The 22,040-nt window shown below is 75.5% G+C and carries 26 protein-coding genes; 8 read left to right on the forward strand and 18 right to left on the reverse strand.

Features of this window, described 5'->3' with window-relative positions:
• Positions 1-16: 16 nt before the first annotated feature.
• The 5 genes from GCU67_RS05145 to GCU67_RS05165 all read left to right on the forward strand — a co-directional run bounded on the left by GCU67_RS05145 (position 17) and on the right by GCU67_RS05165 (position 4,576).
• Positions 17-1,078, forward strand: a complete 1,062-nt coding sequence (locus GCU67_RS05145; RefSeq protein ID WP_163609996.1) for an iron chelate uptake ABC transporter family permease subunit — start codon at positions 17-19, stop codon at positions 1,076-1,078.
• Positions 1,075-2,169: an iron chelate uptake ABC transporter family permease subunit gene (locus GCU67_RS05150; protein WP_163609997.1), complete on the forward strand. Its 1,095-nt coding sequence runs from the start codon at positions 1,075-1,077 to the stop codon at positions 2,167-2,169. Before GCU67_RS05145 ends, GCU67_RS05150 begins: the two co-directional genes overlap by 4 nt.
• A complete protein-coding gene (locus GCU67_RS05155) occupies positions 2,166-2,984 on the forward strand; it encodes an ATP-binding cassette domain-containing protein (protein ID WP_163609998.1) in 819 nt (272 codons plus the stop codon). The genes GCU67_RS05150 and GCU67_RS05155 overlap by 4 nt, the downstream gene beginning before the upstream one ends.
• A 117-nt stretch (positions 2,985-3,101) precedes the next feature.
• Positions 3,102-4,019, forward strand: a complete 918-nt coding sequence (locus GCU67_RS05160; RefSeq protein ID WP_338104777.1) for a mechanosensitive ion channel family protein — start codon at positions 3,102-3,104, stop codon at positions 4,017-4,019.
• Positions 4,016-4,576, forward strand: a complete 561-nt coding sequence (locus GCU67_RS05165; protein WP_163610000.1) for a hypothetical protein — start codon at positions 4,016-4,018, stop codon at positions 4,574-4,576. Before GCU67_RS05160 ends, GCU67_RS05165 begins: the two co-directional genes overlap by 4 nt.
• Positions 4,577-4,580: 4 nt before the next feature.
• On the opposite strand, the gene GCU67_RS05170 is transcribed toward GCU67_RS05165, so the two are convergent.
• Positions 4,581-5,609, reverse strand: a complete 1,029-nt coding sequence (locus GCU67_RS05170; RefSeq protein ID WP_163610001.1) for a zinc-binding dehydrogenase — start codon at positions 5,607-5,609, stop codon at positions 4,581-4,583.
• 51 nt (positions 5,610-5,660) lie between these two features.
• On the opposite strand from GCU67_RS05170, the gene GCU67_RS05175 reads away from it, so the two are divergent.
• Both GCU67_RS05175 and GCU67_RS05180 read left to right on the forward strand, forming a co-directional pair.
• Positions 5,661-6,740, forward strand: coding sequence for a beta-eliminating lyase-related protein (locus GCU67_RS05175; protein ID WP_163610002.1), 1,080 nt, complete (start codon positions 5,661-5,663; stop codon positions 6,738-6,740).
• 190 nt (positions 6,741-6,930) lie between these two features.
• Positions 6,931-8,037, forward strand: a complete 1,107-nt coding sequence (locus GCU67_RS05180) for a fatty acid desaturase family protein (protein WP_163610003.1) — start codon at positions 6,931-6,933, stop codon at positions 8,035-8,037.
• Positions 8,038-8,142: 105 nt separating this feature from the next.
• On the opposite strand, the gene GCU67_RS05185 is transcribed toward GCU67_RS05180, so the two are convergent.
• Genes GCU67_RS05185 through GCU67_RS05205 form a run of 5 tightly spaced genes read right to left on the reverse strand, consistent with a single transcriptional unit; the run spans position 8,143 to position 11,364 of the window.
• Positions 8,143-8,820, reverse strand: coding sequence for a sigma factor-like helix-turn-helix DNA-binding protein (locus GCU67_RS05185; RefSeq protein WP_163610004.1), 678 nt, complete (start codon positions 8,818-8,820; stop codon positions 8,143-8,145).
• A gap of 60 nt (positions 8,821-8,880) precedes the next feature.
• Positions 8,881-9,369, reverse strand: coding sequence for a hypothetical protein (locus GCU67_RS05190; RefSeq protein ID WP_163610005.1), 489 nt, complete (start codon positions 9,367-9,369; stop codon positions 8,881-8,883).
• Positions 9,366-9,686, reverse strand: a complete 321-nt coding sequence (locus tag GCU67_RS05195; protein ID WP_163610006.1) for a hypothetical protein — start codon at positions 9,684-9,686, stop codon at positions 9,366-9,368. Before GCU67_RS05195 ends, GCU67_RS05190 begins: the two co-directional genes overlap by 4 nt.
• A gap of 51 nt (positions 9,687-9,737) precedes the next feature.
• Entirely contained in the window at positions 9,738-10,628 is an 891-nt protein-coding gene (locus GCU67_RS05200) for an NAD(P)H-hydrate dehydratase (RefSeq protein ID WP_163610007.1), read from the reverse strand.
• On the reverse strand, positions 10,609-11,364 hold the full coding sequence (locus GCU67_RS05205) for a histidine phosphatase family protein (RefSeq protein WP_163610008.1): 756 nt from the start codon (positions 11,362-11,364) through the stop codon (positions 10,609-10,611). Before GCU67_RS05205 ends, GCU67_RS05200 begins: the two co-directional genes overlap by 20 nt.
• Positions 11,365-11,493: 129 nt before the next feature.
• Between GCU67_RS05205 and GCU67_RS05210 the strand changes: the two genes are divergently transcribed.
• Positions 11,494-12,072, forward strand: a complete 579-nt coding sequence (locus GCU67_RS05210) for a YdeI/OmpD-associated family protein (protein ID WP_163610009.1) — start codon at positions 11,494-11,496, stop codon at positions 12,070-12,072.
• A 63-nt stretch (positions 12,073-12,135) separates the two neighbouring features.
• Here the strand turns inward: GCU67_RS05210 and GCU67_RS05215 are convergent, their stop codons facing one another.
• From GCU67_RS05215 to GCU67_RS05270, 12 genes are all read right to left on the reverse strand, one after another.
• Positions 12,136-12,369, reverse strand: a complete 234-nt coding sequence (locus GCU67_RS05215; RefSeq protein WP_163610010.1) for a hypothetical protein — start codon at positions 12,367-12,369, stop codon at positions 12,136-12,138.
• A 64-nt stretch (positions 12,370-12,433) separates the two neighbouring features.
• A complete protein-coding gene (locus tag GCU67_RS05220) occupies positions 12,434-12,571 on the reverse strand; it encodes an NlpC/P60 family protein (protein WP_163610011.1) in 138 nt (45 codons plus the stop codon).
• 104 nt (positions 12,572-12,675) lie between these two features.
• On the reverse strand, positions 12,676-13,212 hold the full coding sequence (locus GCU67_RS05225; RefSeq protein WP_246214583.1) for a hypothetical protein: 537 nt from the start codon (positions 13,210-13,212) through the stop codon (positions 12,676-12,678).
• Positions 13,213-13,328: 116 nt separating this feature from the next.
• On the reverse strand, positions 13,329-13,631 hold the full coding sequence (locus tag GCU67_RS05230; RefSeq protein ID WP_163610012.1) for a hypothetical protein: 303 nt from the start codon (positions 13,629-13,631) through the stop codon (positions 13,329-13,331).
• A 166-nt stretch (positions 13,632-13,797) separates the two neighbouring features.
• Positions 13,798-14,886: an MSMEG_0565 family glycosyltransferase gene (locus GCU67_RS05235; protein WP_163610013.1), complete on the reverse strand. Its 1,089-nt coding sequence runs from the start codon at positions 14,884-14,886 to the stop codon at positions 13,798-13,800.
• Between the two features lie 19 nt (positions 14,887-14,905).
• A complete protein-coding gene (locus tag GCU67_RS05240; RefSeq protein WP_338104778.1) occupies positions 14,906-15,721 on the reverse strand; it encodes a carbon-nitrogen hydrolase family protein in 816 nt (271 codons plus the stop codon).
• A 79-nt stretch (positions 15,722-15,800) separates the two neighbouring features.
• On the reverse strand, positions 15,801-17,123 hold the full coding sequence (locus GCU67_RS05245) for an MSMEG_0569 family flavin-dependent oxidoreductase (protein ID WP_163610014.1): 1,323 nt from the start codon (positions 17,121-17,123) through the stop codon (positions 15,801-15,803).
• Complete coding sequence (locus GCU67_RS05250) at positions 17,120-17,977, reverse strand: carbon-nitrogen hydrolase family protein (RefSeq protein WP_163610015.1); 858 nt, start codon at positions 17,975-17,977, stop codon at positions 17,120-17,122. The genes GCU67_RS05245 and GCU67_RS05250 overlap by 4 nt, the downstream gene beginning before the upstream one ends.
• A gap of 14 nt (positions 17,978-17,991) precedes the next feature.
• Entirely contained in the window at positions 17,992-19,398 is a 1,407-nt protein-coding gene (locus tag GCU67_RS05255) for an MSMEG_0567/sll0787 family protein (protein ID WP_163610016.1), read from the reverse strand.
• 18 nt (positions 19,399-19,416) lie between these two features.
• Positions 19,417-20,469 (reverse strand): MSMEG_0568 family radical SAM protein, encoded by a 1,053-nt coding sequence (locus GCU67_RS05260; RefSeq protein WP_338104779.1) that lies wholly within the window; start codon positions 20,467-20,469, stop codon positions 19,417-19,419.
• Positions 20,470-20,512: 43 nt separating this feature from the next.
• Positions 20,513-21,070, reverse strand: coding sequence for an MSMEG_0572/Sll0783 family nitrogen starvation response protein (locus tag GCU67_RS05265; protein ID WP_211660775.1), 558 nt, complete (start codon positions 21,068-21,070; stop codon positions 20,513-20,515).
• Between the two features lie 20 nt (positions 21,071-21,090).
• Complete coding sequence (locus GCU67_RS05270) at positions 21,091-21,930, reverse strand: amidohydrolase family protein (protein WP_163610018.1); 840 nt, start codon at positions 21,928-21,930, stop codon at positions 21,091-21,093.
• Between the last annotated feature and the right edge of the window lie 110 nt (positions 21,931-22,040).

A 22,040-nucleotide genomic window follows, 5' to 3' on the forward strand; every position in this document is an offset into this window, starting at 1 on the left:
CCTCCAGGAGCCGCTCGTGGCGCAACGCACGGCTGCCCGGCCCCTCGAGGAGGCAGCGCCCCGCCGCGGCCTGCTGCAGGGCACCGGCAGCCGGGCGGCAGGGCTGTGGGTGCTGCTGGTGGTCGCCCTGGCCGTCTGCGCGCTGAGCATCAGCGTCGGCACGCGGCCGATCGGGCTGGGCACGGTCTGGCACGCGCTGCTGGACTCCTCCACCCCCGGCGACGAGACGGTGATCGTCCGCCAGCTGCGGGTGCCGCGGACCCTGCTGGGCGTCCTCGCCGGGCTCGCGCTGGGCGCCTCGGGCGCGTTGATGCAGGGCCACACCCGCAACCCCCTGGGCGACCCGGGCCTGCTGGGCGTCACCGCGGGCGCGGCGTTCGCCGTCGTGCTGTCGATCTCCCTGCTCGGCCTGCGCACGCCCAGCGCCTACATCTGGCCGGCGCTGGCCGGCGCGCTGCTGGCCAGCATCGCGGTGTTCGCGATCGGCTCCGCGGGCCGCGGCGGCGCCACCCCGGTCAGCCTGGCGCTGGCCGGCTCGGCGCTGACCTACCTGATGTTCGCGCTGGTCCAGTCGATCACCATCCGCGAGTCCACGACGCTGGACGCCTTCCGGTTCTGGATCGTCGGTGCGCTGGCCGGACGGGACGCGAGCGTGGCCGTCCAGGTCGCCCCGTTCGTCGTCGCCGGCCTGGTGCTCGCGGTGGTCAACGCCCCGGCGCTGAACCTGCTCGGGCTCGGCGAGGACGTCGCCCGGGGACTGGGCCAGCGGGTGTGGCTGGCCCGCGTGGTCGGGCTGGCCGCCCTGACCCTGCTCGCCGGTGCCGCGACCGCCGCGTGCGGGCCGATCGCCTTCGTCGGGCTGGTCGTGCCGCACGTCGCCCGCGCGCTCACCGGCCCCGACCACCGCTGGCTGATCCCGGCCTCGGCGCTGCTCGGCGTCATCGCGCTGCTGCTGGCCGACGTGCTGGGCCGGGTCGTCGCCCGCCCCGGCGAGCTGCAGGTGGGCATCGTGCTCGCCGTCGTCGGCACCCCGTTCTTCATCGCCCTGGTCCGCCGCCGCCGGCTGGTGCAGCTGTGACCCTGGCCGCGCCCACCCGCACCCCGGCGTCCCACGCCCGCCCGCGCCGCACGCTGCGCCTGGGCCCGGTGTCGGCCACCTACCGCCGGCGGTCGCTGGTCGTGCCGGTGCTGGTGCTGCTGCTCCTGCTGCTGGTCGCCGCGCTCAGCCTGGGCCGCGGCGACTACCCGATCAGCGTGCCCGAGGTGCTCGGCGCCCTGGTCGGCACCGGCGAGGACACCGTGCGCTTCATCGTGCTGGACCTGCGGGCCCCGCGGGTCGCCGTCGCCGTCCTGGTCGGGCTGGCGCTGGGGGTCTCCGGCGCGCTGATCCAGACCTTCGCCCGCAACCCGCTGGCCAGCCCCGACGTGCTCGGGGTGACCGGCGGGGCGGCGATCGGTGCGGTCAGCGTGATCGTGCTGGGCGGCAGCGGCACCACCGCCGCCGGCGTGCTGGGCGGGCTCGGACTGCCGGCCGCCGCGCTGCTCGGCGGGCTGGTCATGGCCGGGCTGATCTTCGGCCTGGCCTGGCAGTCGGGCATCGACGGCTACCGGCTGGTGCTCGTGGGCGTCGGGCTCTCGGCGATGGCGCAGGCGGTGGTCTCCTACCTGCTCACCCGCAGCGCGCTCTTCGACGCCGCCGCCGCCAACGTGTGGCTGACCGGCTCGCTCAACGGCCGCGGCTGGGACCAGGCGCTGCCGCTGGCCCTGGCGCTGCTGGTGCTGCTGCCCGCCGCGCTGGCGACGACCCGGGTGCTGGGCGTGCTGCAGTTCGGCGACGAGACGGCGCGGGCGCTGGGCGTGCGGGTGCCGCTGGCCCAGCTCGCCGTCGTGCTGGTCGCGGTCGGGCTGGCCGCGTTCGCGGTCTCCGCGGCCGGTCCGATCCAGTTCGTGGCGCTGGTGGTGCCGCAGATCGCCGTCCGGCTGACCGGCGGCTCCCGGCCCCCGCTGCTGACCTCCGGGCTGCTCGGGGCGCTGCTGCTCACCGCCAGCGACCTCGTCGCCCGCACCGCGCTGCCCGAGACGTTCCCCGTCGGGGTCATCACCGCGGTCGTCGGCGCCCCCTACCTGCTCTGGCTGCTGGTCCGCGGAAGGCGGCGATCCACCCTGTGACCGCACTCGACACCCCTGGTACCGCGCAGGTGCGCCTCGCCGCGGACCGCGTCCGGCTGGCCTACGGCGACAAGGTCGTCGTCGACGACCTGGACCTGCAGCTGACCGACGGGTCGTTCACCGCGATCGTCGGCCCCAACGGCTGCGGCAAGTCCACGCTGCTGCGGGCGCTGGGCCGGCTGCTGCGCCCGACCGGGGGCAGCGTGCTGCTCGACGGCCGGGCGATCACCTCCCGGTCCACCCGGGAGGTGGCCAAGGTGCTCGGCATGCTGCCGCAGACCCCGCTGGCGCCCGAGGGGCTCACCGTCGCCGACCTGGTCGCCCGCGGCCGGCACCCGCACCAGAGCTGGCTGCAGCAGTGGTCCAGCGACGACGAGGCCGTGGTCACCGAGGCGCTCACCTGGACCGACATGGCCGACCTCGCCGACGCCCCGGTCGACGCGCTGTCGGGTGGGCAGCGGCAGCGGGCGTGGATCTCGATGGCGCTGGCCCAGGGCACCGACCTGCTGCTGCTCGACGAGCCCACCACCTACCTCGACCTCGCCCACCAGGTCGACGTCCTGGAGCTCATCGCCCGGCTGCACACCGAGCGCGGCCGCACGGTCGCCGTCGTCCTGCACGACCTGAACCTGGCCGCCCGGTACGCGCAGCGACTGGTGGCGATGAAGGACGGCGTCCTGGTCGCCTCCGGGACGCCCGAGGAGGTGCTCACGGAGCAGTTGCTGGCCGAGGTATTCGAGCTGGAGGCCCGCGTCGTCCCCGACCCGGTCACCGGCACCCCGATGGTGATCCCGGTGCGCCGCCTCCGCCGCTGACGAGGCGCCGGGGCGTGGACGACGCCCCCACCGGACCCCGTGACCGGGAGTGACCGACACCGCGCACCCCGCTGCCCCGTCGGGGCCCGGCGCAGGACACACTGGACGGTGATGGACGTGCTCTCCGAAGGACCGGTCACTGACGCGCTCTACTGGGTGCGGGGGCCCGGCCTGCACGCCCTGCTGATCGTCCTGGGCGCGGTCCTGCTGGCCCGGCTGGTGAGCTGGGCGGGCAAGCGGATCACCGACCGGATCGACGCCGCCGCGACCGGATCGGACGCCCTGGTGCGGTCCGAGGCCGCCAAGCACCGGCACTCGCTGACCCAGGTGCTGACCTGGGCGGCGATCGTGCTGATCTGGTCGATCGCGATCTTCTTCGTCCTCGAGACGCTCGGGGTGCCGGTGACCGGTCTGGTCGCGCCGGCCACCGTGCTCGGCGTGGGCCTGGGTTTCGGCGCGCAGCGGATCGTCGGCGACGTGCTGGCCGGCTTCTTCCTGATCACCGAGCGGCAGTACGGCTTCGGCGATGTGGTCGCCATCCAGGTGGTCGGCGGCGGCGACCCGGCCGAGGGCACCGTCGAGGACGTCAACCTGCGGATCACCCGGTTGCGCTCGGTGAACGGCGAGGTCGTGATCGTCCCCAACGGGCAGATCGTGAAGGTCGTCAACCTCTCCCGCGACTGGGCCCGCGCCGTGGTCGACGTCCCGGTGCCGTCCTCGGCCGACGTCAACCGCGTGCAGCAGGTGCTGCGCGAGGTGGGCGAGCGCGCCTTCGCCGACCCCCGGCTGCACCGGCTGCTGCTGGACGCCCCGAGCGTGATGGGCGTGGAGAGCCTGGCCCTGGACGAGGTCAACCTGCGGATCGTGGCCCGCACCCTGCCCGGCAAGCAGTTCGAGGTCGGCCGTGACCTGCGCGCCCGGGTGGCGCTGGCCCTGTCCCGGGAAGGCGTCTCCCTGCGGGCCACCGCGCAGGAGGACGACGTCCGCGACGAGGCGCTGGCCGAGGACCGGGCCCGCAGCGGGGGTGCCGCGTGACCCGCCCGGCCGACGACCGGCCCACCACCGTGCTCCCGCAGCAGACGGTCGAGCAGCCCTCGGTGACCACCTCGCCGGCGACCCGCCGGAGCTACACGTGGCACCGCCGGATCCCGGCGCGGATCGGCCGCGCGCGCACCTCGACGGTGGTCATCGGTGCGCTGTTCGTGCTGCTGGGCGGGCTGAACGTCGTGCTGCCCACCGACCCCTACGTCACCGTGCCCACCGAGTACGGCGACGTCCGGGTGCGCTCCTCCCAGCTGGCCCGCACCCCTGCCCCGACGTCCACGCCGGCCTCCGAGGCGCCGTCCCTACCGGCCACGACGGAGGCGCCGGAGACCACCGCGACCACCAGCGCCCCGGGCACGACGCCCGGCGAGGACAGGGAGACGCCGTCCCCGTCGTCGACGCGCAGCAGCGTGACGGAGGACGAGGAGACGACCGCGCCGACGACGTCCGCGGAGCCGACCTCCAGCAGCCGGTCGACCGCGAGCAGCGAGCCCTCGCAGACGGCGGGGACGGCCACCCCCACGGGCACCGCCGACCCGACCGGCTGAGCGCTCAGAACGAGGTGACGACCGCGATCCCGGGTTCCCGGCCGATCGCGGCCAGCGCCGCCCCGGCGTCGTCGAGGGCGAGCTGCTGGGTGACCAGGCGCTCGGGGTGCAGCCGGCCGGCGGCGATCAGCGAGAGCATCGCGGGGTAGTCGGCGGCGGCCATGCCGTGGCTGCCCAGGACGGCGAGCTCGCCGGCGATCACCAGCTCCATCGGCACCTCGGGGCGGCCCAGCGCTGGGGGCAGCAGGCCGACCTGCACGTGGCGACCGCGGCGGCGCAGGCTGCGGATGGAGTTCAGACAGGTCACCGCGGCGCCCAGGGCGTCGATCGAGACGTGCGCCCCGCCCCCGGTCAGCTCCGCGACGGCGGCCGGCACGTCCACGGACCCGGACACCACGTGCTCGGCACCGGACCGGCGGGCCAGCTCCAGCGCGCCGGGCGCCACGTCGACCGCGACCACCCGCGCCCCCGCGGCGACCGCGACCTGGACGGCGGACAGCCCCACGCCGCCGCAGCCGTGCACCGCCACCCACTCCCCCGGCCGCACCCGGCCGACGCCGGTCACGGCGCGGAAGGCGGTGGCGAACCGGCAGCCGAGGCTCGCGGCGGTGGCGAAGCCCATGCCCTCGGGCAGCGCGACGAGGTTGACGTCGGCGGCCTCCAGAGCCACGAACCGCGCCAGCGAGCCCCAGTGGGTGAACCCGGGCTGCGTCTGGCTCTCGCACACCTGGCCGGCGCCCTCCCGGCAGGGCGCGCAGTGCCCGCACGCGCAGACGAAGGGCACGGTCACCCGGTCCCCGACCGACCAGTTCCGCACCCGGTCCCCGACGGCGGCGACGGTGCCGGCGAGCTCGTGGCCGGGCACGTGCGGCAGGACGACGTCGGGGTCGTGACCGAGCCAGCCGTGCCAGTCGCTGCGGCAGATCCCGCTGGCTCCGACCTCGACGACCACGCCGTCCCGGGACGGCGTGGGGTCGGGCACCGCCCGGACGCCGAGCGGACCACCGAACTCCTCGAACACGAGCGCGCGCACGGGCCAGAGCCTGCCACCGGCCCGACCGGGCGACCCCGGCAGACTGACGCCGTGGACGACCTCACCGCTCTCCGGCAGTCCTGCGACCGCGCGCTGGCCGGGCACGGCCCCCAGACCGCCGCCGACCTGCTGGCCACCGTGCCCGGCGACACGGCGGTCGACCGGTACGGCGCCGGCGGGGTGGTGGCCGAGCTGGAGACCGAGGTAGCCGGGCTGCTCGGGCAGCCCGCGGCGGTGTACCTGCCCAGCGGCACGATGGCCCAGCAGGCCGTGCTGCGGGTGCACGCCGGTCGGCGCGCACGGCAGACCGTCGTCTTCCACCCGCAGTGCCACCTGGAGGTGCACGAGGGGCGCGCGCTGGAGCGGCTGCACGGGCTGCTGGGCCGCCCGGCCGGGCACCGCGACCGGCTGCTCACCCTCGCCGACCTGGAGGCCGTGGCCGAGCCGCCGGCCGCGCTGCTGCTCGAGCTGCCCCAGCGCGACCTCGGCGGCCGACTGCCGGCCTGGGACGACCTGGTCGCGCAGACCGACTGGGCCCGCGGCCGCGGTGCCGCGGTGCACCTGGACGGCGCCCGTCTCTGGGAGGCCGCCGCCGGGTACGGCCGCCCGCCGGGCGAGGTCGCGGCGCTGTTCGACACCACCTACGTCAGCTTCTACAAGGGCATCGGCGCGCTGGCCGGGTGCTGCCTGGCCGGGCCGGCCGACGTCGTCGCCGAGGTGCGCGAGTGGCGCGGCCGGATGGGCGGCACGCTGTTCGGCATGTGGCCCGGCGCGGCCTCGGCGCTGACCTGCCTGCGCCGCCGACTGCCGCTGTTCCCCGGCTACCTGGAGCGCGCCCGCGAGATCGCCGCCGCGGTGCACGACCTGCCCGGCGTCGCCGTCGTGCCCGACCCGCCGCAGACGCCGATGCTGCACCTGCTGCTGCGCACCACCCCGGAGCAGTTCACCGCCGCCGCCCGCGGCCTCGCCGAGCGGGGCCTGTGGACCTGGGAGCGGGCGATGCCCACTGCCGACCCGGCCGTGCAGCGCGTCGAGCTCTCGATCGGCGACGCGACCATGGCGCTGACGGTGGACGAGGTCCGGGGCGCCGTCGCCGCGCTGGCGGGCAGCTCAGCGGCGGTGGCCGGCTAGCGCGCCAGCAGGACGGCCCAGCTGTTGCGTGCCGCAAGCGTCCCGGCGGTCAGGCGTCGCATGGCAGACGTCGAGGGCGTCGCATACCGTCAACCGCACGCGGTGCTCCATCCAGACGTAGCGCGGTCCCCCGTCGTCGCCGGTAGTCGGCACCAGCCCGGAGCAGCCCGGGACCCAGTAGAGAGACCAGATGACCGCAACGACTCTGGAGGGCTCCACGCCTCCCCCCGCCCGGGAGCCCCGTCCCGAGCGCGCCCGTGACCGTCAGGTGAGCGTCTACGCCGAGCTCTCGCAGCAGGTGAAGGACGCCGGGCTGCTCGACCGCCGGAGCCGGTGGTACGTGGTCATGATCGCGCTGACCGCGCTGGCCTTCATCGCCACCTGGGCCGGGATCGTCGCCCTCGGCGACTCGTGGTGGCAGCTGGGCATGGCCGTCGTGCTGTCCCTGGTGCTCACCCAGTTCGCCTTCTTCGGCCACGACACCGCCCACCGGCAGGCCTTCGGGTCGCACGCGGTGAACGAGTGGTCGGCCCGGGTGCTCTCCTGCGGGATCACCGGCATCGGCTACGGCTGGTGGATGCAGAAGCACAACCGGCACCACAACGCGCCCAACCAGATGGGCAAGGACCCGGACATCGTCTCCGAGGTGCTCGCCTTCACCCCCGACGACGCCGCCGAGCGGATGACCGGGCTGCGCGGCTGGTTCACCCGGCACCAGGGCTGGGCGTTCTTCCCGCTGCTGGGCTTCGAGGGCACCGCGCTGCACGCCAACAGCATCGCCACGCTGGTCCGGGAGAAGACGATGCCGCGGCGCCGGCTCGAGCTGGCGATCATCGCCGTCCGGCTGGTGGCCTACGTGGTCGCGGTCTTCCTGATCATGCCCCCGCTGCTGGGCGTGGCCTTCATCGTCGTCCAGCAGGCCGTGTTCGGTCTGCTGATGGGCGGCTCGTTCGCGCCCAACCACAAGGGCATGCCCATCGTGCCGAAGAACGCCAAGGTCGACTTCCTCCGTCGCCAGGTGCTCATGTCGCGCAACATCCGCGGCGGCCGGGTCACCGACTTCATGATGGGCGGCCTGAACTACCAGATCGAGCACCACCTCTTCCCCAGCATGCCGCGGCCGAACCTGAAGAAGGCCCAGCCGCTGGTGCGCGCGCACTGCGCCAAGCACGGGATCAGCTACACCGAGACCTCGCTGGTCGGCTCCTACCGCGCGGTCGTCCGGTACCTGAACCGCGTCGGCATCGCCGAGCGCGACCCGTTCACCTGCCCGCTGGTGGCCTCGGTCCGCAACTGACGAAGGACCCCCTCTCCCCCCACCCTTCGCAGGCTCAGGGCGGGACCCTGAGAGGGGGCCTGACCGACCCGGCCCGGTTCCCTGTGGGGAGCCGGGCCGTCGTCGTCAGCGGGTGGTCAGCACGACCAGGACGACGACGAGGACGAAGAACGCGGCGACCGTGGCGAGCGCGGCCCAGTGCCGGCGGCGGGTGGTGACGCCGTCGAGCACGCCGACGAGGAGGTCCTCGGGCACGGTCGTCGTCCGCGCGGCGAACGCGGCCCGCAGCGCCGCCTCCACCCCGGCCGCCGGACGGTCGTCGGGCGGCAGCAGCTCCTCGAGCCGGCCCAGGGCGCGCAGGGTGTCCGGGGCGACCGACCCCTCCGGGACGCCGAGCAGCCCGGCCGTCTCGTGCACCGAGAAGCCCTCACCCAGGCGCAGGACCAGCAGCGCCCGCAGCTGAGCAGGCAACCGCCCCAGCGCCGTCGTCAGCGCGTCGCGCACCGGCGGGGCCGGGACCGGCACCAGCGAGACGCCGCGCAGCAGCGGGGTGGCCGCCACCGCCTCGCGCAGCTGGGTGCGCCGGTGCCAGCGGGGGTGCTCGGCCAGCAGCTCCGCGCGGGCGGCGGACGCCCGGTCGGCGGCGGGCAGCTCGCCCCAGCGCCGGTGGACGGCGCCCAGCGCGGCCGACGCCAGCTCCGCGCCTTCGGTCCGGTCACCGGTGAGCAGGTACGCCGTGCGCAGCAGCGCCGGCGCCTGCTCGGCCACGAAGGCCGCGAACGCGCTCCTGCCGGCGGTGTCCATGCTGCCTCCTCCCGCCGTCCTGGGCACCCATCGTCACCCACGCGGCCGGCGGGGCGGTCGTCAGCTCCCGGCAGCAGGCTCCGGCCAGCCGGCCAGGTGCCCGATCCAGGCCAGCGCCAGCCAGGCGCCGGTCAGCGACCCGGTGACCTCGCCGTCGGTCAGGTCCAGCCGCCAGGGCGAGGTCGACTCCCTCGGCCGGCGCGATCCGCTCCCGGGCACCGCGCGCACCACCTGCCAGGTCGCGACCGGCAGCTGCCGTGCGGGCCGTCCGGGCCCGGTGACCCAGACCGCCTCCCGGGTGGCCTCCACCGGCTCGGCCGGCGCCCCGTCGGGCCAGCGGAGCTCCAGGACACCGAGGCCCAGGTAGTCGGCCGGGTCGGCGGGCACCGACCAGCTCGCCGGACGGGCACCGAGCGCGGCGTCGGCGCCGAGGGTCATGACCGCGGAGACCGCGTGGAACACCCCGCCCAGCACCCGGCCGACGCGGGCCTCGGGTGGTGGGTCCTGCACGGTCCAGTCGACCAACCGGCGCAGCTGCGCGTCGCTCATCGGGTCAGCGTGCCGAACGGGACCGCGCCCCTCCTGCGCGCCACGACCACGGAGGCGGTCGCGGCCACCACAGCGGCGAGCAGCCACTCGACGCCTGCCAGCCAGGAGCCCTGGTCGCCCGTGGCGTCCACCCGGTCCATGTCCACCAGCAGCGCCCGGACCCAGCCGACGACCAGCGCCACCGCGACCAGCCAGAGACCGACGGCGGCCAGCGAGCGGTGGAGCGCGTCGACCAGGACGATCGGCGGGACGACCAGGACGGTGAGCGGCACCGCCCAGACAGCGACCAACAGCAACAGGGCCAGCACCATGTCCACCTCGGCAGTCTGCCCGAGCCACCGCGCCCGGAGGGGCGTGATCGGGACGGATCAGAGCGAGATCTCGGCGATGATGTGCGGGATCTGCGGCGGCAGCTCGCGGGCCAGGAAGCCCAGCCGGCCGACCGACGCCGCCAGCCGCTCCCCGGCCCGCCCGTGCAGGTAGGACGCCCAGACGGCGGCCTGGGCCGGCTCGGCCCCGCGGGCCAGCAGCCCGGCGACCACCCCCGCGCGCACGTCGCCGGACCCGGAGACGCCGAGCCCGGCGCCCCCGCTCTGGTCCTGCCACAGCCGGCCGTCGGGGTCGGCGACCCAGCTGGTCGCCCCGCCCAGCCCGACCACGGCGTGCGCCAGCTCGGCGAGCCGGCGGGCCGCCCCGGCCGGGTCCTCGTCCAGCTCGTCGGCGTCGGTGTGCAGGGCGATGGCCAGCTCGGTCGGGTTCGGGGTGAGCACGACGCGGCCCTCGAGCCGGTGCAGGCAGCTGGGGTCGGCGGTGACGGCGGCCAGCCCGAGCGCGTCCAGCACGACCGGACAGCCCAGCTCGGGCAGCAGCTGCTCGACGAACTGCCGGGTCTGCGGCTCGTCGGCCATCCCGGGCCCGATGAGCACCGCGGACGCCGACCGGGCCAGGTCCAGCACCAGCTCCGCCGCGTCGCCGCGGATGGCGCCCTCCTCGGTGGAGGGCACGCCGCGCACCAGCGCCTCTGGCAGGGCGATGGAGATGTGCGGGGCGACCTTCGACGGGACGACGACCTGCAGCTTCCCGGCCCCGGACCGCAGCGCCGCCTCGGCCGCCAGCGTCACCGCCCCGAGGGTCTCGGTGCTGCCGCCGATGACGAGGATCGAGCCACGGGACTCCTTGCCGCCGGTCGGTTCGGGCAGCTGCCAGCCCCGGAGCACCGGGGGCGTGACCAGCGTGGCGTCAGGCTGGGGACGGGACATCGTTCTCCTCGGTCACGGGGGCGCCGTCGCCCGGGCCGGCGTCGAGCAGGTGCTCGACGCCGTTGAAGCCGGTCAGGGCGAGCGCCCCGCCGTCGGTGGACTCGTAGCGGGTGACCGAGGTGTTGGCGACCTGCTCGGTGCGGTCGACGTCCAGCAGCTGCTGTTCGGACAGCTCCTCGACCACGTAGCGGAAGACCATCACCACGGCCTGGTGCGAGACGCACATCAGCCGCTCGCCGTCGTGCCGCAGCGCCTCGGTGGCCAGCAGGCTGCGGACGCGCAGCGCGACGTCGGCCCAGCTCTCCCCGCCCGGTGGCCGGTAGTAGAACTTGCCCAGCAGGTCACGGCGGCGGGCCTCCTCGGGGAACTCCGCCCGGATGCCCTCGCGGGTCATGCCGTCGAAGGCACCGAAGTCGCGCTCCCGCAGCCGCTCGTCGTGGCGGATGGTCAGCCCCAGCCCGCTGGCGTCGACCGCCCGCCGCGCGGTGGTGGCGGCCCGCGCGAACGGCGAGCTCAGCACGGTGGTGGGCTGCTGGTCCGCCGGCAGCCGGGCCAGCCACGCGCCCAGGGCGTCGGCCTGCTCCTCGCCGGTCGGCGACAGCGGGACGTCGGGGTCGCGGACGTCGAGGGTCAGCCGTTGCGCCCCGCTGCGGTGGGCCTGGGCGTCGGCCAGGTTGCCCATGCTCTCGCCGTGCCGCACCACCCACAGCGCGCTGGGCCCCGGTCCCCGTGCCATCGCGTCGTCCCGTCCGTCGTCGCGGTGCCCCTGCTGGACGCCGCCCGCCGTCGGACAGCCGATCACCCCGGTGGCCAAAGCGCGAGCCGGAGGCTGGACGTCGTCCGGGTGGGTGCGGAGGATGACCGGATGGCCGCAGAGGACGCGTTCGAGCGCCGCGCGTTCGCCACGCCCGCGGACTTCGACGCCTGGCTGGACACCGAGCACGACCGGGCTCCCGGGCTGTTCGTGCTGATGGCCCGGAAGTCCTCGGGCATCCCGTCGATCACCGCGCCGGAGGCGGTGGAGGTGGCGCTGTGCCACGGCTGGATCGACGGGCGCGGCAACCGCGTGGACGACGTCTGGTTCACCGTGCGTTACACCCCGCGCCGGGCCAGGAGCGTGTGGTCGCAGAAGAACGTGGCCACCGTCGCCCGGCTCGTCGCGGACGGGCGGATGCGCCCGGCCGGCCTGGCCGCGGTGGAGGCCGCGCAGGCCGACGGGCGGTGGGACCGTGCCTACGCCGGCCCCGCGACGATCACGGTGCCCGACGACCTGGCCGAAGCGCTGGCCGCCGAGCCCGCGGCCGAGGCGGCGTTCCGGGCGCTCGACGGCACGAACCGGTACTCGGTGCTGTGGCGGGTGCACACCGCGGCCACGCCGCAGACCCGGGCGAAGCGGGTCGCCGCCCTCGTCGCGATGCTGGCCGAGGGCCGCCGCCTCCACTGACCGGCCGCGCTCCAGGGGATCGCCGCGAGCCTGCGAGCGGTGGGGGGGCAGCAGGGTCCTGCCTCAGTCGGCCGGCGGGTGCTCCGCGCGGTGGACGCGCAGGTACACCGGCACCCGCTCCACGAGGGCGCCGAGGAGCACGACCGCGATCCCCCACAGCACCCCCGGGGAGCCGTCGGTGACCCGGAGCGCGACGAAGGCGGCGAGCACGCTGACCCCGACGAGCACGAGGTCGTCGAGCAGCGCGTCGCGGAAGGTCGCCGGTCGGGTGCGGTCACCACGCAGCCAGGAGGTCACCGGCGCGGCACCTCCTAGCCGGTGACGCGGCGGGCGCCGACGTAGCCGCCCTTGTCGACGCCGGTCACGGCGCCGGCCTGCCGGAGGCGCTGGCGTGCACCATCTGGCCGTTGCTGACGTAGAGGCCGACGTGGCTGATCGGGGAGTAGGAGAAGACCAGGTCACCCGGCTGCAGCTCGGCCCGGGACACCGGGACGACCATCTCGGGAGGGCGACATCTCCAGGTGCGCGTGGCAACGGAAGGCAGGGAGGCGGCCGCAGTCGGTCGGCCCGCCGCGCTGGGGGTCGATCGGTCCGCAGGACCGCTCAGTCCCACAGACCCCGCGCGCCACTCCGGCCCCGCGGCGAGCCGCTCCTGCCCCACGCGTCACCGAGCAGCTGGCGCCGCGAGCGGGGGCGCGCGGGGGCGACGAGCCGGTCGGCGACGGCACCGGTCACGAAGGCGTAGACGGCCTTGCCGGCCACGTCGACGACCTGGTCCTGCCGGGACCACGTCCACGGCGGCGCACCCACGCCGGTCGCGTTCTCCAGGGTCTGGTCGACGGCCAGGCGCACCGAGGTGTGCCAGGCGTTGGCCCGCCAGCCGCGCAGCCCGGCGGCCGACCAGACCCCGCGCAGCGCGCCGACGGCCGCGCCGGCGCCCCAGTGCATGAGGTGGTTGCGCACCAGCGGGCGCGCGGACTCCGGCAGCCGGACGCCGGTGGTCAGCGCGGTGAGCGTGCGGCCCGGGACGTAGCTGTCCGGCCGGTGGGTCACCTGCTGTTCCAGCTTCTCTGCCGTCGTCATGGCCGCCACGCCGGCCAGTCCGGCCACCGCGCCCCGCACCGCTGCTCTCGCCCACATGGACACCGGGCTACCCCCGCCGTCCCGGCCGCAAAGACACCCCGCCGTCCCGGTCCGGGACGACGACGAGCCGCCCACCGGGTGATGGTGGGCGGCTCGTGCGGGTGTCGGGTGGGTCAGCCGGCGGCGGGCTCGGAGGAGTCGAGGGCGTCGAGGGCGGCGACGTCGCGCAGGATCGCCTGGAGCTCGGCGGAGGACCACGCCTCACAGCAGTTGCAGGTGCCCGTGGGGGTGAAGCTGTGCAGGCCGAGGCTGCCGCCGGCCTGGTCCTCGGCGAGGGCGAGCTGGCCGTCCTGGGGGTTGCGGTGGCACTGGCACGACGAGGCGCACATGCCCAGCCCCCACCCGGAGACGATCACCGACGCACCGTTCTCGTGGACCTTGCCCAGCTGGAAGATCGAAGGCTTCTGGTACGTCATGTCGGGCTCCCCTCGCCGTCCTGCCGTTGTGGCAGGGGGTCGTCGTCGGCGTGCTGAGGGGAAGTAGACAGGAACTGTGTTTCCTGTCCGTGATACGAGGGCACGAAACGCGGTCACTGGGTCTTTCCGGTCTCAGTCGCCACGCTCGTCACAACGGACCCGTCCGTCACAGTGACGCGTACAGCCGCAGGTGCGCCGCCGCGGCGGCGTCCCAGCTGTGGCCCTGGGCAAGCGCCCGGCCCACCGCCCGGCGCTCCGCCCCGACGTCCGCGAGCAGTCCGTCGGCGAGGCCGGCCGGGTCGGCGGCGAAGGTCGCAGCCGTGCCGAACACCTCCCGCAGCACCGGCAGGTCGCGCGTCACCACCGGGACGCCGGCCGCCAGCGCCTCCATCGCGGCCAGGCCGAAACCCTCCTTGACGGAGGGGAAGGCGAAGACGTCGGCGGCGGCGACGAGGGTCGGCAGCTCGCCGTGGTCGACCGGCCCGAGGACGACGGGTGCCACCCCCAGCTCGGCGGCGCGGTCGAACACCCGGGCGCGGTAGTCGCGGTAGTCGAAGAGGGTCTCCCCGCCGGCGACGACCAGGGACAGCTCCGGGCGCACGGCCTGCACCCGGGCCATCGCCTCGACCAGGTCCAGGGTGCCCTTGCGCGGCTCGATCCCCCCGACGGCCAGCACGTAGTGCCCCAGTCGGTCCCGCCAGGCATGCCGGCCCGCCTCGCCTGCCGGCCCGGCCGCGGCGGTGAACCGGTCGGCCTCGACGCCGTTGGGGATCACGGTGGCCACCCGGCCCCAGCCGGTCGCCACCTCGGCGGCGACCGCGGCGGAGACGCAGACCAGCGCGTGCGGGGTGACGACGGCGCGCTCGTGGCAGGCGGCGAGCTCCGGGGTGGTGAAGGTGTCCAGGTGGTGCACCGTGCGCACGCAGTCGGGGACGGCGTTGGCGCTGATGCAGTCCTGGGCGTGCACGACGTCATAGGGGGTCTGGCCGGGACCCTCGTCCCGGAAGGCGGCGCCGAGCACCGCGATCGACCGCAGGATCCGCGCGCCGACGTCCTCCCCCGGCACGTCGGGGAACGGCACCAGCCGCAGCGTGACCGCGGGGTCGACGGGGCGGAAGAACGCGGCGTCGCCGCCGCGGCCCAGCGACCAGACGCTCACGTCGTGCCCGGCGCGGGCCATCGCCTCGGCCAGCGCGAGGGTGTGCACGACGCCGCCGCGCGGCCGGGTCGAGTACGTCAGCAGCGCGATCCTCATGCACAGGCCCCCGGGCTGCTCACGAGTAGGCCTCCGGCCGGCGCTCGCGCAGGTGGTCGAGCACGGTGCGGGCGCGGCCGACCTCACCGGCGACGTCCACGTCGGCCAGCGCCAGTCCGGCCTTGGCCCAGGTGCGGGCGAGGACGTCGCCGCCGGGCCCGACCACCTTGGACTGGCCGAGGAAGCGCAGCCGGCCCATCGTCCCGGTCTGGTTGGCCGACACCCACACCACCTGGTTCTCCGCCGCCCGGGCGCAGTCGTAGAGGTCGAAGAGCCGGGACTGGCGGTCCTGCACCAGCCGGGGCGCCCGGTCCGTGAGGCTGGCCGGCCACGCCGAGAGGCAGGCCAGCACCTGGGCGCCGTCGCCGGCGAGCGTGCGGGCGGCCTCGGGGAAGGTCTTGTCGTAGTCGATGAGCATGCCGATGCGGCCGAGCGGGGTGTCGAAGGCGGTGAACGCCCCGCCGGGTGCGTAGGCGGGCAGCTCACCGGCCGGCTGGTGCACCTTGCGGTGCCGGCCCAGGACGCCGTCGCCGGTCACGCACACCGCGCTGTTGTAGTGCTGGCCGCCGGCGGACTCGCGGTAGCCCAGGCAGACCACCAGGTCACCGGCGGCCTCGGTCACCCGCGCCAGCTCGGTCGACCCGGCGTCCAGGGCCGGGGGCAGGCCGGTGTCGTCGCCGCGGCCGAGGTCACCGAGGTAGCCGCCGATCGTGGCGTCGGGGAAGACCAGCAGCTGCACGCCCCGGTCGCGGGCGTCTGCCAGGATCGCCTCGACCTTGGTCAGGCACTGCCCGACGTCCCGCCCGAAGTGCGCCGCGACCGCCGCAATTCTCACGCGCCGCCCCAGGCATTGGTACCGATACCTGCGTCTCGGGCCCCCATGACGCAGGTCTTGGTACCTGTGCCTCGCACGGTCACGCCATGCGGGCGGCCGAGGACGCCGCGGCCACGGCCAGCGAGCGGGTCAGGCCGGTCGGCGTCCCGGTGAGGTCGGTGATCCGGTCGGCCAGGAACTCCGCGTCCCGGGCGATGCCGGCGAACCGGCCCGAGCCCCAGGTGTGCAGCCACGGCAGGCCCAGCACGTACAGCCCTGGCGCCGAGGTGACCCCGCGGACGTGGGTCGGGTAGCCCGCGCCGTCGAACACCGGCACGCGCACCCAGCTCCAGTCGGCCCGGAAGCCGATCGCCCACACCACCGACGAGATCGCGTCCACGTCCAGGGACGTCGGGTCGGCGTCCGGCGCCCAGACCGGGGTGTACCGCGGCTCGGTCGGGGCGTCGATCCCCGAGCGCTCGATGTGGGCGTCGACCAGGTTCTTGGCGTTGTCGTCGACCCGGTCGGCGGCGTCCAGGTGCCGGGTCAGGTTGGGCGCGAAGGACAGCACCCCGCCGTCGAGCCCGGTGAGCGTGCCGTAGAGCTGCATGCCCTCGGTGGCGAAGCGGCGCAGGTCGATGTCGCGCCCGCCGTCCCGGCCGGTGACGTAGTGGTTGGTGCCCATGCGGGCGGCCTCGCCGTCGCGGTGCTGCTCGACGGGCATGTCGTAGTGGCTCATGTCGTGCAGCCACTCGACCATGTCGCGGCCGCGGTACCGGCGGGCGATCCGCGGCGCGCTGCCGACGGCCAGGTGCACGCGGTGGCCGGCCAGGTGCAGGTCCTCGGCGATCTGCGCGCCCGACTGCCCGGTGCCCACGACCAGGACGTCGCCGGCGGGCAGCTGGCCGGGGTTGCGGTAGGCCTGCGAGTGCAGCTGGGTGACCCGCTCCGGCAGCTGACCGGCCCAGGGCGGGAGCACCGGCAGGTGATAGCCGCCGACGGCCAGCACGACCTGGTCGGCGGCGACGTCCCCGGCGCTGGTGGTGAGCAGGTAGCCGCCGTCCGGCGCCGGGGCGAGCTTCGTGACGGCCACGCCCTCGTGCACCGGCGGGTCGAAGGAGGCCGCGTAGCTGCGGACGTACTCGACGATCTCGTCGCGCACCATGAAGCCGTCGGGATCCTCGCCGGTGTAGGGCCAGCCGGGCAGCTGGCACTGCCAGTTGGGCGTGACCAGGCAGAAGGAGTCCCAGCGTGCGTCGGCCCACTCGTGGGCGATGGTGTCGCGCTCCAGGACGACGTGCTCGATGCCGCGCTGCACCAGGTGCCAGCTCAGCGACAGCCCGGCCTGGCCACCGCCGACGACGGCGACCGGGACGCGGGCGGGCAGCCCGGTGCGAGTGGGCGCGGCCTGGGCCAGCGTCATGCCCCCACCAGCGCGCCGTAGGCGTCGGGACGGCGGTCGCGCAGGTGGCCCATCGACCGCCGCGCGCCGTCGAGGGTGGCCCGGACGTCGACCGTGGCCACCGCCATGCCGGGTGCGACGCCGGTGGTGGCCAGCACGTCGCCGCCGGGCCCGACGACCTTGGCGCTGCAGACGAACCGCAGCCCGCCGAAGGTGCCGGCCTGGTTCGCCGACAGCCACACGATCTGGTTCTCCAGCGCGCGGGCCTGGTCGAAGAGGTCGAACCGGCGGGTCCAGCGGTCCTCGGCCAGGTCGGTCGCGGCGGCGGTGCGGGAGCCGGGCCAGGCTGACATGCAGGCGACGATCTCGGCGCCGTCCATGGCCAGCGTGCGGGCGGCCTCGGGGAAGGCCTTGTCGTAGCAGATCATCATGCCGATCCGGCCGACCGGTGAGTCGAAGGCGCGGAAGCCGTCGCCGGCGGCGTAGCTGTTGCCCTCCCCCAGCGGCTGGTGGACCTTGCGGTGCACCCCGAGGACGCCGTCGCCGGTCACCGCGACCGCGGTGTTGTAGCGGGTGCCGCCGTCGGCCTCGCAGAGCCCTGCGGTGACCACCATGTCCCCGGCGATCCGGGCGAGGCGGGCGACCTCGGGGCCGTCGACGTCCAGGGCCGGGGGCAGGGCGTGCTGCGGCGTCACCTGCGCGACGCCGTGCTCACCGAGGTCGGCGAGGTAGCCGCCGAGGGTGGCCTCGGGCAGCGCGAGCAGCTGCACGCCGCGGCTGCGCGCCTCGGCGACGAGCTGCTCGATCCGGGCGAAGACCTCGCCGAGGTCGCGCCCGAAGGGGGCGGCGACGGCGGCGACCGTGGTGCTGGGCATGGGTGCTCCTGTCCTCAGGCCGGCCCGAGGCCGGTGACCGGCCCGGGGACGGCGGTGGTGAGCGAGCCGTCGGGCCAGCGCAGCTGCACGCCTGCGCCGGGGACGAGCGCGCCGCAGACGGCGGTGGTGGCGGGTCCGGCGTCGGCGACGGGCGCGCCGGGGACGTCGGTGGTGAGGAACGCGGTGCCGGGGAAGCAGCTCGCCCAGTCGCCCAGGGAGGCGGCGGCCGGCCGCGGGACCGCGGCGACGTCGAGGACCGCGCCGCAGCCGCTGGCCTCGGCGAGCATGCCCAGCGTGCCGACCAGCCCGGCCATGGAGACGTCCTTGGCCGCGGCGGGGCCGGTGCGGGCGACGAAGGAGCCCATGGTCTGCAGCTCGGCTGTCGACCGGCTGCTGGTGGAGTCCCACTGCCGGCCGGTGTGCCCGCGCCGCCAGCCCCCGCCGAGGTCGGCGGTCAGCCGCACCTCGTGCCCGGCGCGGCCACCGCCGGCAGGCACCGGGCGGGACGTCTGCCCCAGTGCGGTGACGCTGAGCGAGGCCGGGACGCCGAGCTGGGTGTGCCCACCGAGCACCGGCACGCCCCACGCCCGGCTGGCGTCACGCAGCCCGGCGAGCACCCGGGCGGCGAAGGAGGCGTCCCGGGCACCGAGGGCGTCCAGCAGGCCCAGCGGTGCCGCGCCCATGGCGGAGAGGTCGTTGACGTTGACCAGCACCCCGCACCAGCCGGCCCACTCCGGGTCGCGCTCGACCATCGAGGGCAGGATCGCGTCGCAGGCGGCGATCACGTCGGTGCCGGGCACGGGGGCGCCGTCGTCACCGACGAAACCGGCGCCGCCCAGGTGCAGGCCGCCGAGCAGCGCACCGAGCGGGGACTTGGTCGCCCGGGCCAGCGCGGCGAGCCGCCCGATCGGCCAGGTCATCGCGGTGTGCGGCCGGCCACCGAGGTCGGTGGCGCCGGTGGCCCGCCAGCCGAGCCGGGTGAACAGCGCCGCGTACCGGTCCTGCACGGTCGCGTCGAAGCGCAGCACGCCGGCCGCCTCGGCCCGCGCGCAGGCGGCGGTGACCAGCGCGGCGCCGAGCCCGTGCGGTGCGCCCGGGGCGACGACCAGCCGGGAGCCGGTCCACCAGCCGACGTCGGGTCCGCCCGGGTCGGCCGGGGCCAGCCGGACGCCGCCCAGCACCGTTCCTGTTGTTACACGTGCAACCAGCGTGACGGAACGCGGGTCGTCGTCCGTGCCGTCGCGGTCGGAGCCGGCGAAGAGGCCCTGCTCCTCGACGAAGGCCCGCTGCCGCAGCGCGCGGTGGGCGGCGACACCGGCAGCGTCGGCCTCCTCGACCTGCCAGGCCGGACCGGTCGGGGTGTGGCGGAAGTCGACCAGCAGCACGCTGCGCTCCAGCGCGGCCCGCTCCTCGGCGGCCATGTTCGCCACCACGGCCGCTCAGGCCCCGGCCGACTGGAGGGCGCTGCACGCGCCGCAGGCGGCGCAGCCGGCGCCCTGGTCGGCGCCGCGCATGCCGAGGCCGCGCAAGCCCGCGGCGACCCGGTCGGTGACGTCCTGCAGCACCGCGGGGTCGGGGGCGCCGACGCCGTCGGCCACCGCGAGCGTGCCGGCGAGCGGGCGGTAGGGGACGACGAAGGGGTAGACGCCGGCCTCGGCCAGCTCGAGGGCGCCGGCGACCAGCTCGTCGGGGTCCTCCCCCAGCCCGACCAGCAGGTAGGTCGAGACCCGGTTGCGGCCGAAGACCCGCACCGCCTCGGCCCACGCCGCGCGGTACTGGCTCATCGGCACGCTGGCCTTGCCCGGCATCCACCGCGCCCGGACGGCGTCGTCCAGCGACTCGACGTGGATGCCGATCGCGGTCGCCCCGGCCTCCTTGAGCTCGGTGATCGCGTCGAGGTCCTCGGGCGCCGGCGGCTCGCACTGCACCTGGACGGGCAACCCCGGCACCGCAGCGGTGACCGCCCGCACGCAGCGGGCGAGGTGGCGGGCGCCGCGGTCCCGGCCGGTCGTCGTCCCGGTCGTCATGACCATCTGCCGGACGCCGTCCAGCCGGACGGCGGCCTCGGCGACCTCGGCCAGCTGTGCGGGAGTCTTGACCGCGGTGGTGGAGCCCGCGGCCAGCGAGGCCTCGATGGCGCAGAAGCGGCAGCGGGCGGCCTCGTCGTAGCGGATGCAGGTCTGCACGACCGTCGTCGCCAGGACGTCCTTGCCGTGCAGGCGGGCGAGCTTCTCGTAGGGGACGCCGTCGGCGGTGGTCAGGTCGTAGAAGCGCGGGCGGTCGATCGGGGTGGCCTCGAGCCCGAGGTCGGCGCCGTCCAGCAGCAACCGGCCGCCGCGGATCGAGTACGGGGAGTCGGGGTTGAGCGGCAGGGCCGCGCCGTGCCCGCCGAGCAGCACGTGCCCGTCGTCGCTGGGGCCCGCACCCGCCCGGCGGGTCACCTGCGCGTCGACCCGGACGCCGAGGATCGCCAGGTCAACGCGGTGGCCCACCGAGGTCGACGCTCTCGTCGGCGTCTGGGTCATGACGGCCGGCTCAGAGGTTGTACGTCGAGTTGATGATGGCGCCCTTGCGGGCGTAGTGGATGAGCGCGTCCTGCACGTCCAGCGGGTGGCAGGGGATCGTGCCGGCGATCAGGTCCTCCTCGCGGAGGCCGTGCAGGCTGAGCCCGAAGCGGCAGACGTAGACCGTGCCGCCCTCCTCGATGAACCGCTCGATCTGGTTGTTGATGTTCTGCTCGCCCGGGAAGCCGGAGTCACCGGTGGTCGGGAAGCCGCGGGTGGCCATCGCGTTCATCGCGCCGGGGCCGTAGAAGTACAGGACCGACTCGTAGCCCTTGCGCAGCGCGCGCAGCGCCTGCAGGCAGGCCACGAAGGCCACCGAGGACTCGTGCGCGATGCCGTGCACGAGGGTGAAGTAGGACTCGCCCTCGCCGGCCTGGTAGTCGGGGAAGATCTTGGTCGAGCCGTAGATGTTGCTGCCCTTGGGGAGCGAGGGGTGCACGATCTCGCCCTTGCTGGTGTCCTGGGCGACCTTGAGGTCCGCGTCGCTGATCAGCGGGGTGCCGGTGGTGGCGGGCAGGGTGGTGGTCATCTGGATCTCCTCGGTCGGGTTCAACAGCCGTGCAGGGACTCGAAGTTGTGGCGGAAGAAGAGGTCGGTGAGCTCGCCGCCGCCGGTGGCCGCGACCAGCCGGGCGTGCTCGCCGGCGAAGTCGCCCCACGGCTGGTCGGAGGCGAACAGCACCCGGTCGGAGCCGATGCCGTGCCGCTCGATCTCGGTGGCGAACCAGCGCGGGGCGAAGCCGATGGCCCAGCTGGTGTCGGTGTAGACGCGCTTGCCGGCGGCGACCCAGGCGAAGAAGAGCTGGCCGATGAGCTTGATGTGGCCGCTCATCCCGCCGCCCATGTGCACCAGGTGGACGGCGACGTCGTCGGCGTACCGGTCGACGAGCTTCCCGACCTGGTCGAGGTCGCTGGCGGCACCCGGGCTGGTGTGCACGTGCACGACCAGGCCGTGCTCGCGGGCGGCGCCGAAGACGGCGTCGAGCTGTGGCAGGCACGTCGGGTCGTCGACCCCGCCGCCGAGCAGGAAGGACAGCTTGAGCGCCGCGACGCCGTCCTCACCGGCGAGCGCGAGGGCCTTCTCGGTGGCGAGGGCGTCCTGCGGGCGAGGGCTGGTCCAGAGCCCGGCCAGGACGCGGTCGTCGCGCTGGGCCGCCTCGACGACCAGCTCGTTGAGCGCGAAGGACGCCGTCGGGTCCGGGACGCCGTAGTTGGGGATGACCAGCGCCCGCTCGGTGCCCTCGGCGTCCAGGTCGGCGATCAGCTCGTCGATCGTGGCGCGCGCGGTGGTGTCCGGGTTGACCGGTGGGCCGCCGTAGAAGGGGAACGCAGGGAGGACGCCGAGGTGCCGGTGCGCGTCGTGCACCAGCCGCGGGGCCCTCGTCGTCATGGCGAGAACGGTGGTCGCCGGACGTGTCGCCGTGGTGACGTCCGGAACGAGATGCCGTTACCAGAGCCGCACCACGACCGCCCCCGGTTTCGGCCGCGTGGCCGAGTCCG

It is taken from the genome of Modestobacter muralis, from assembly GCF_010682105.1.
Classification (GTDB): domain Bacteria; phylum Actinomycetota; class Actinomycetes; order Mycobacteriales; family Geodermatophilaceae; genus Modestobacter; species Modestobacter muralis.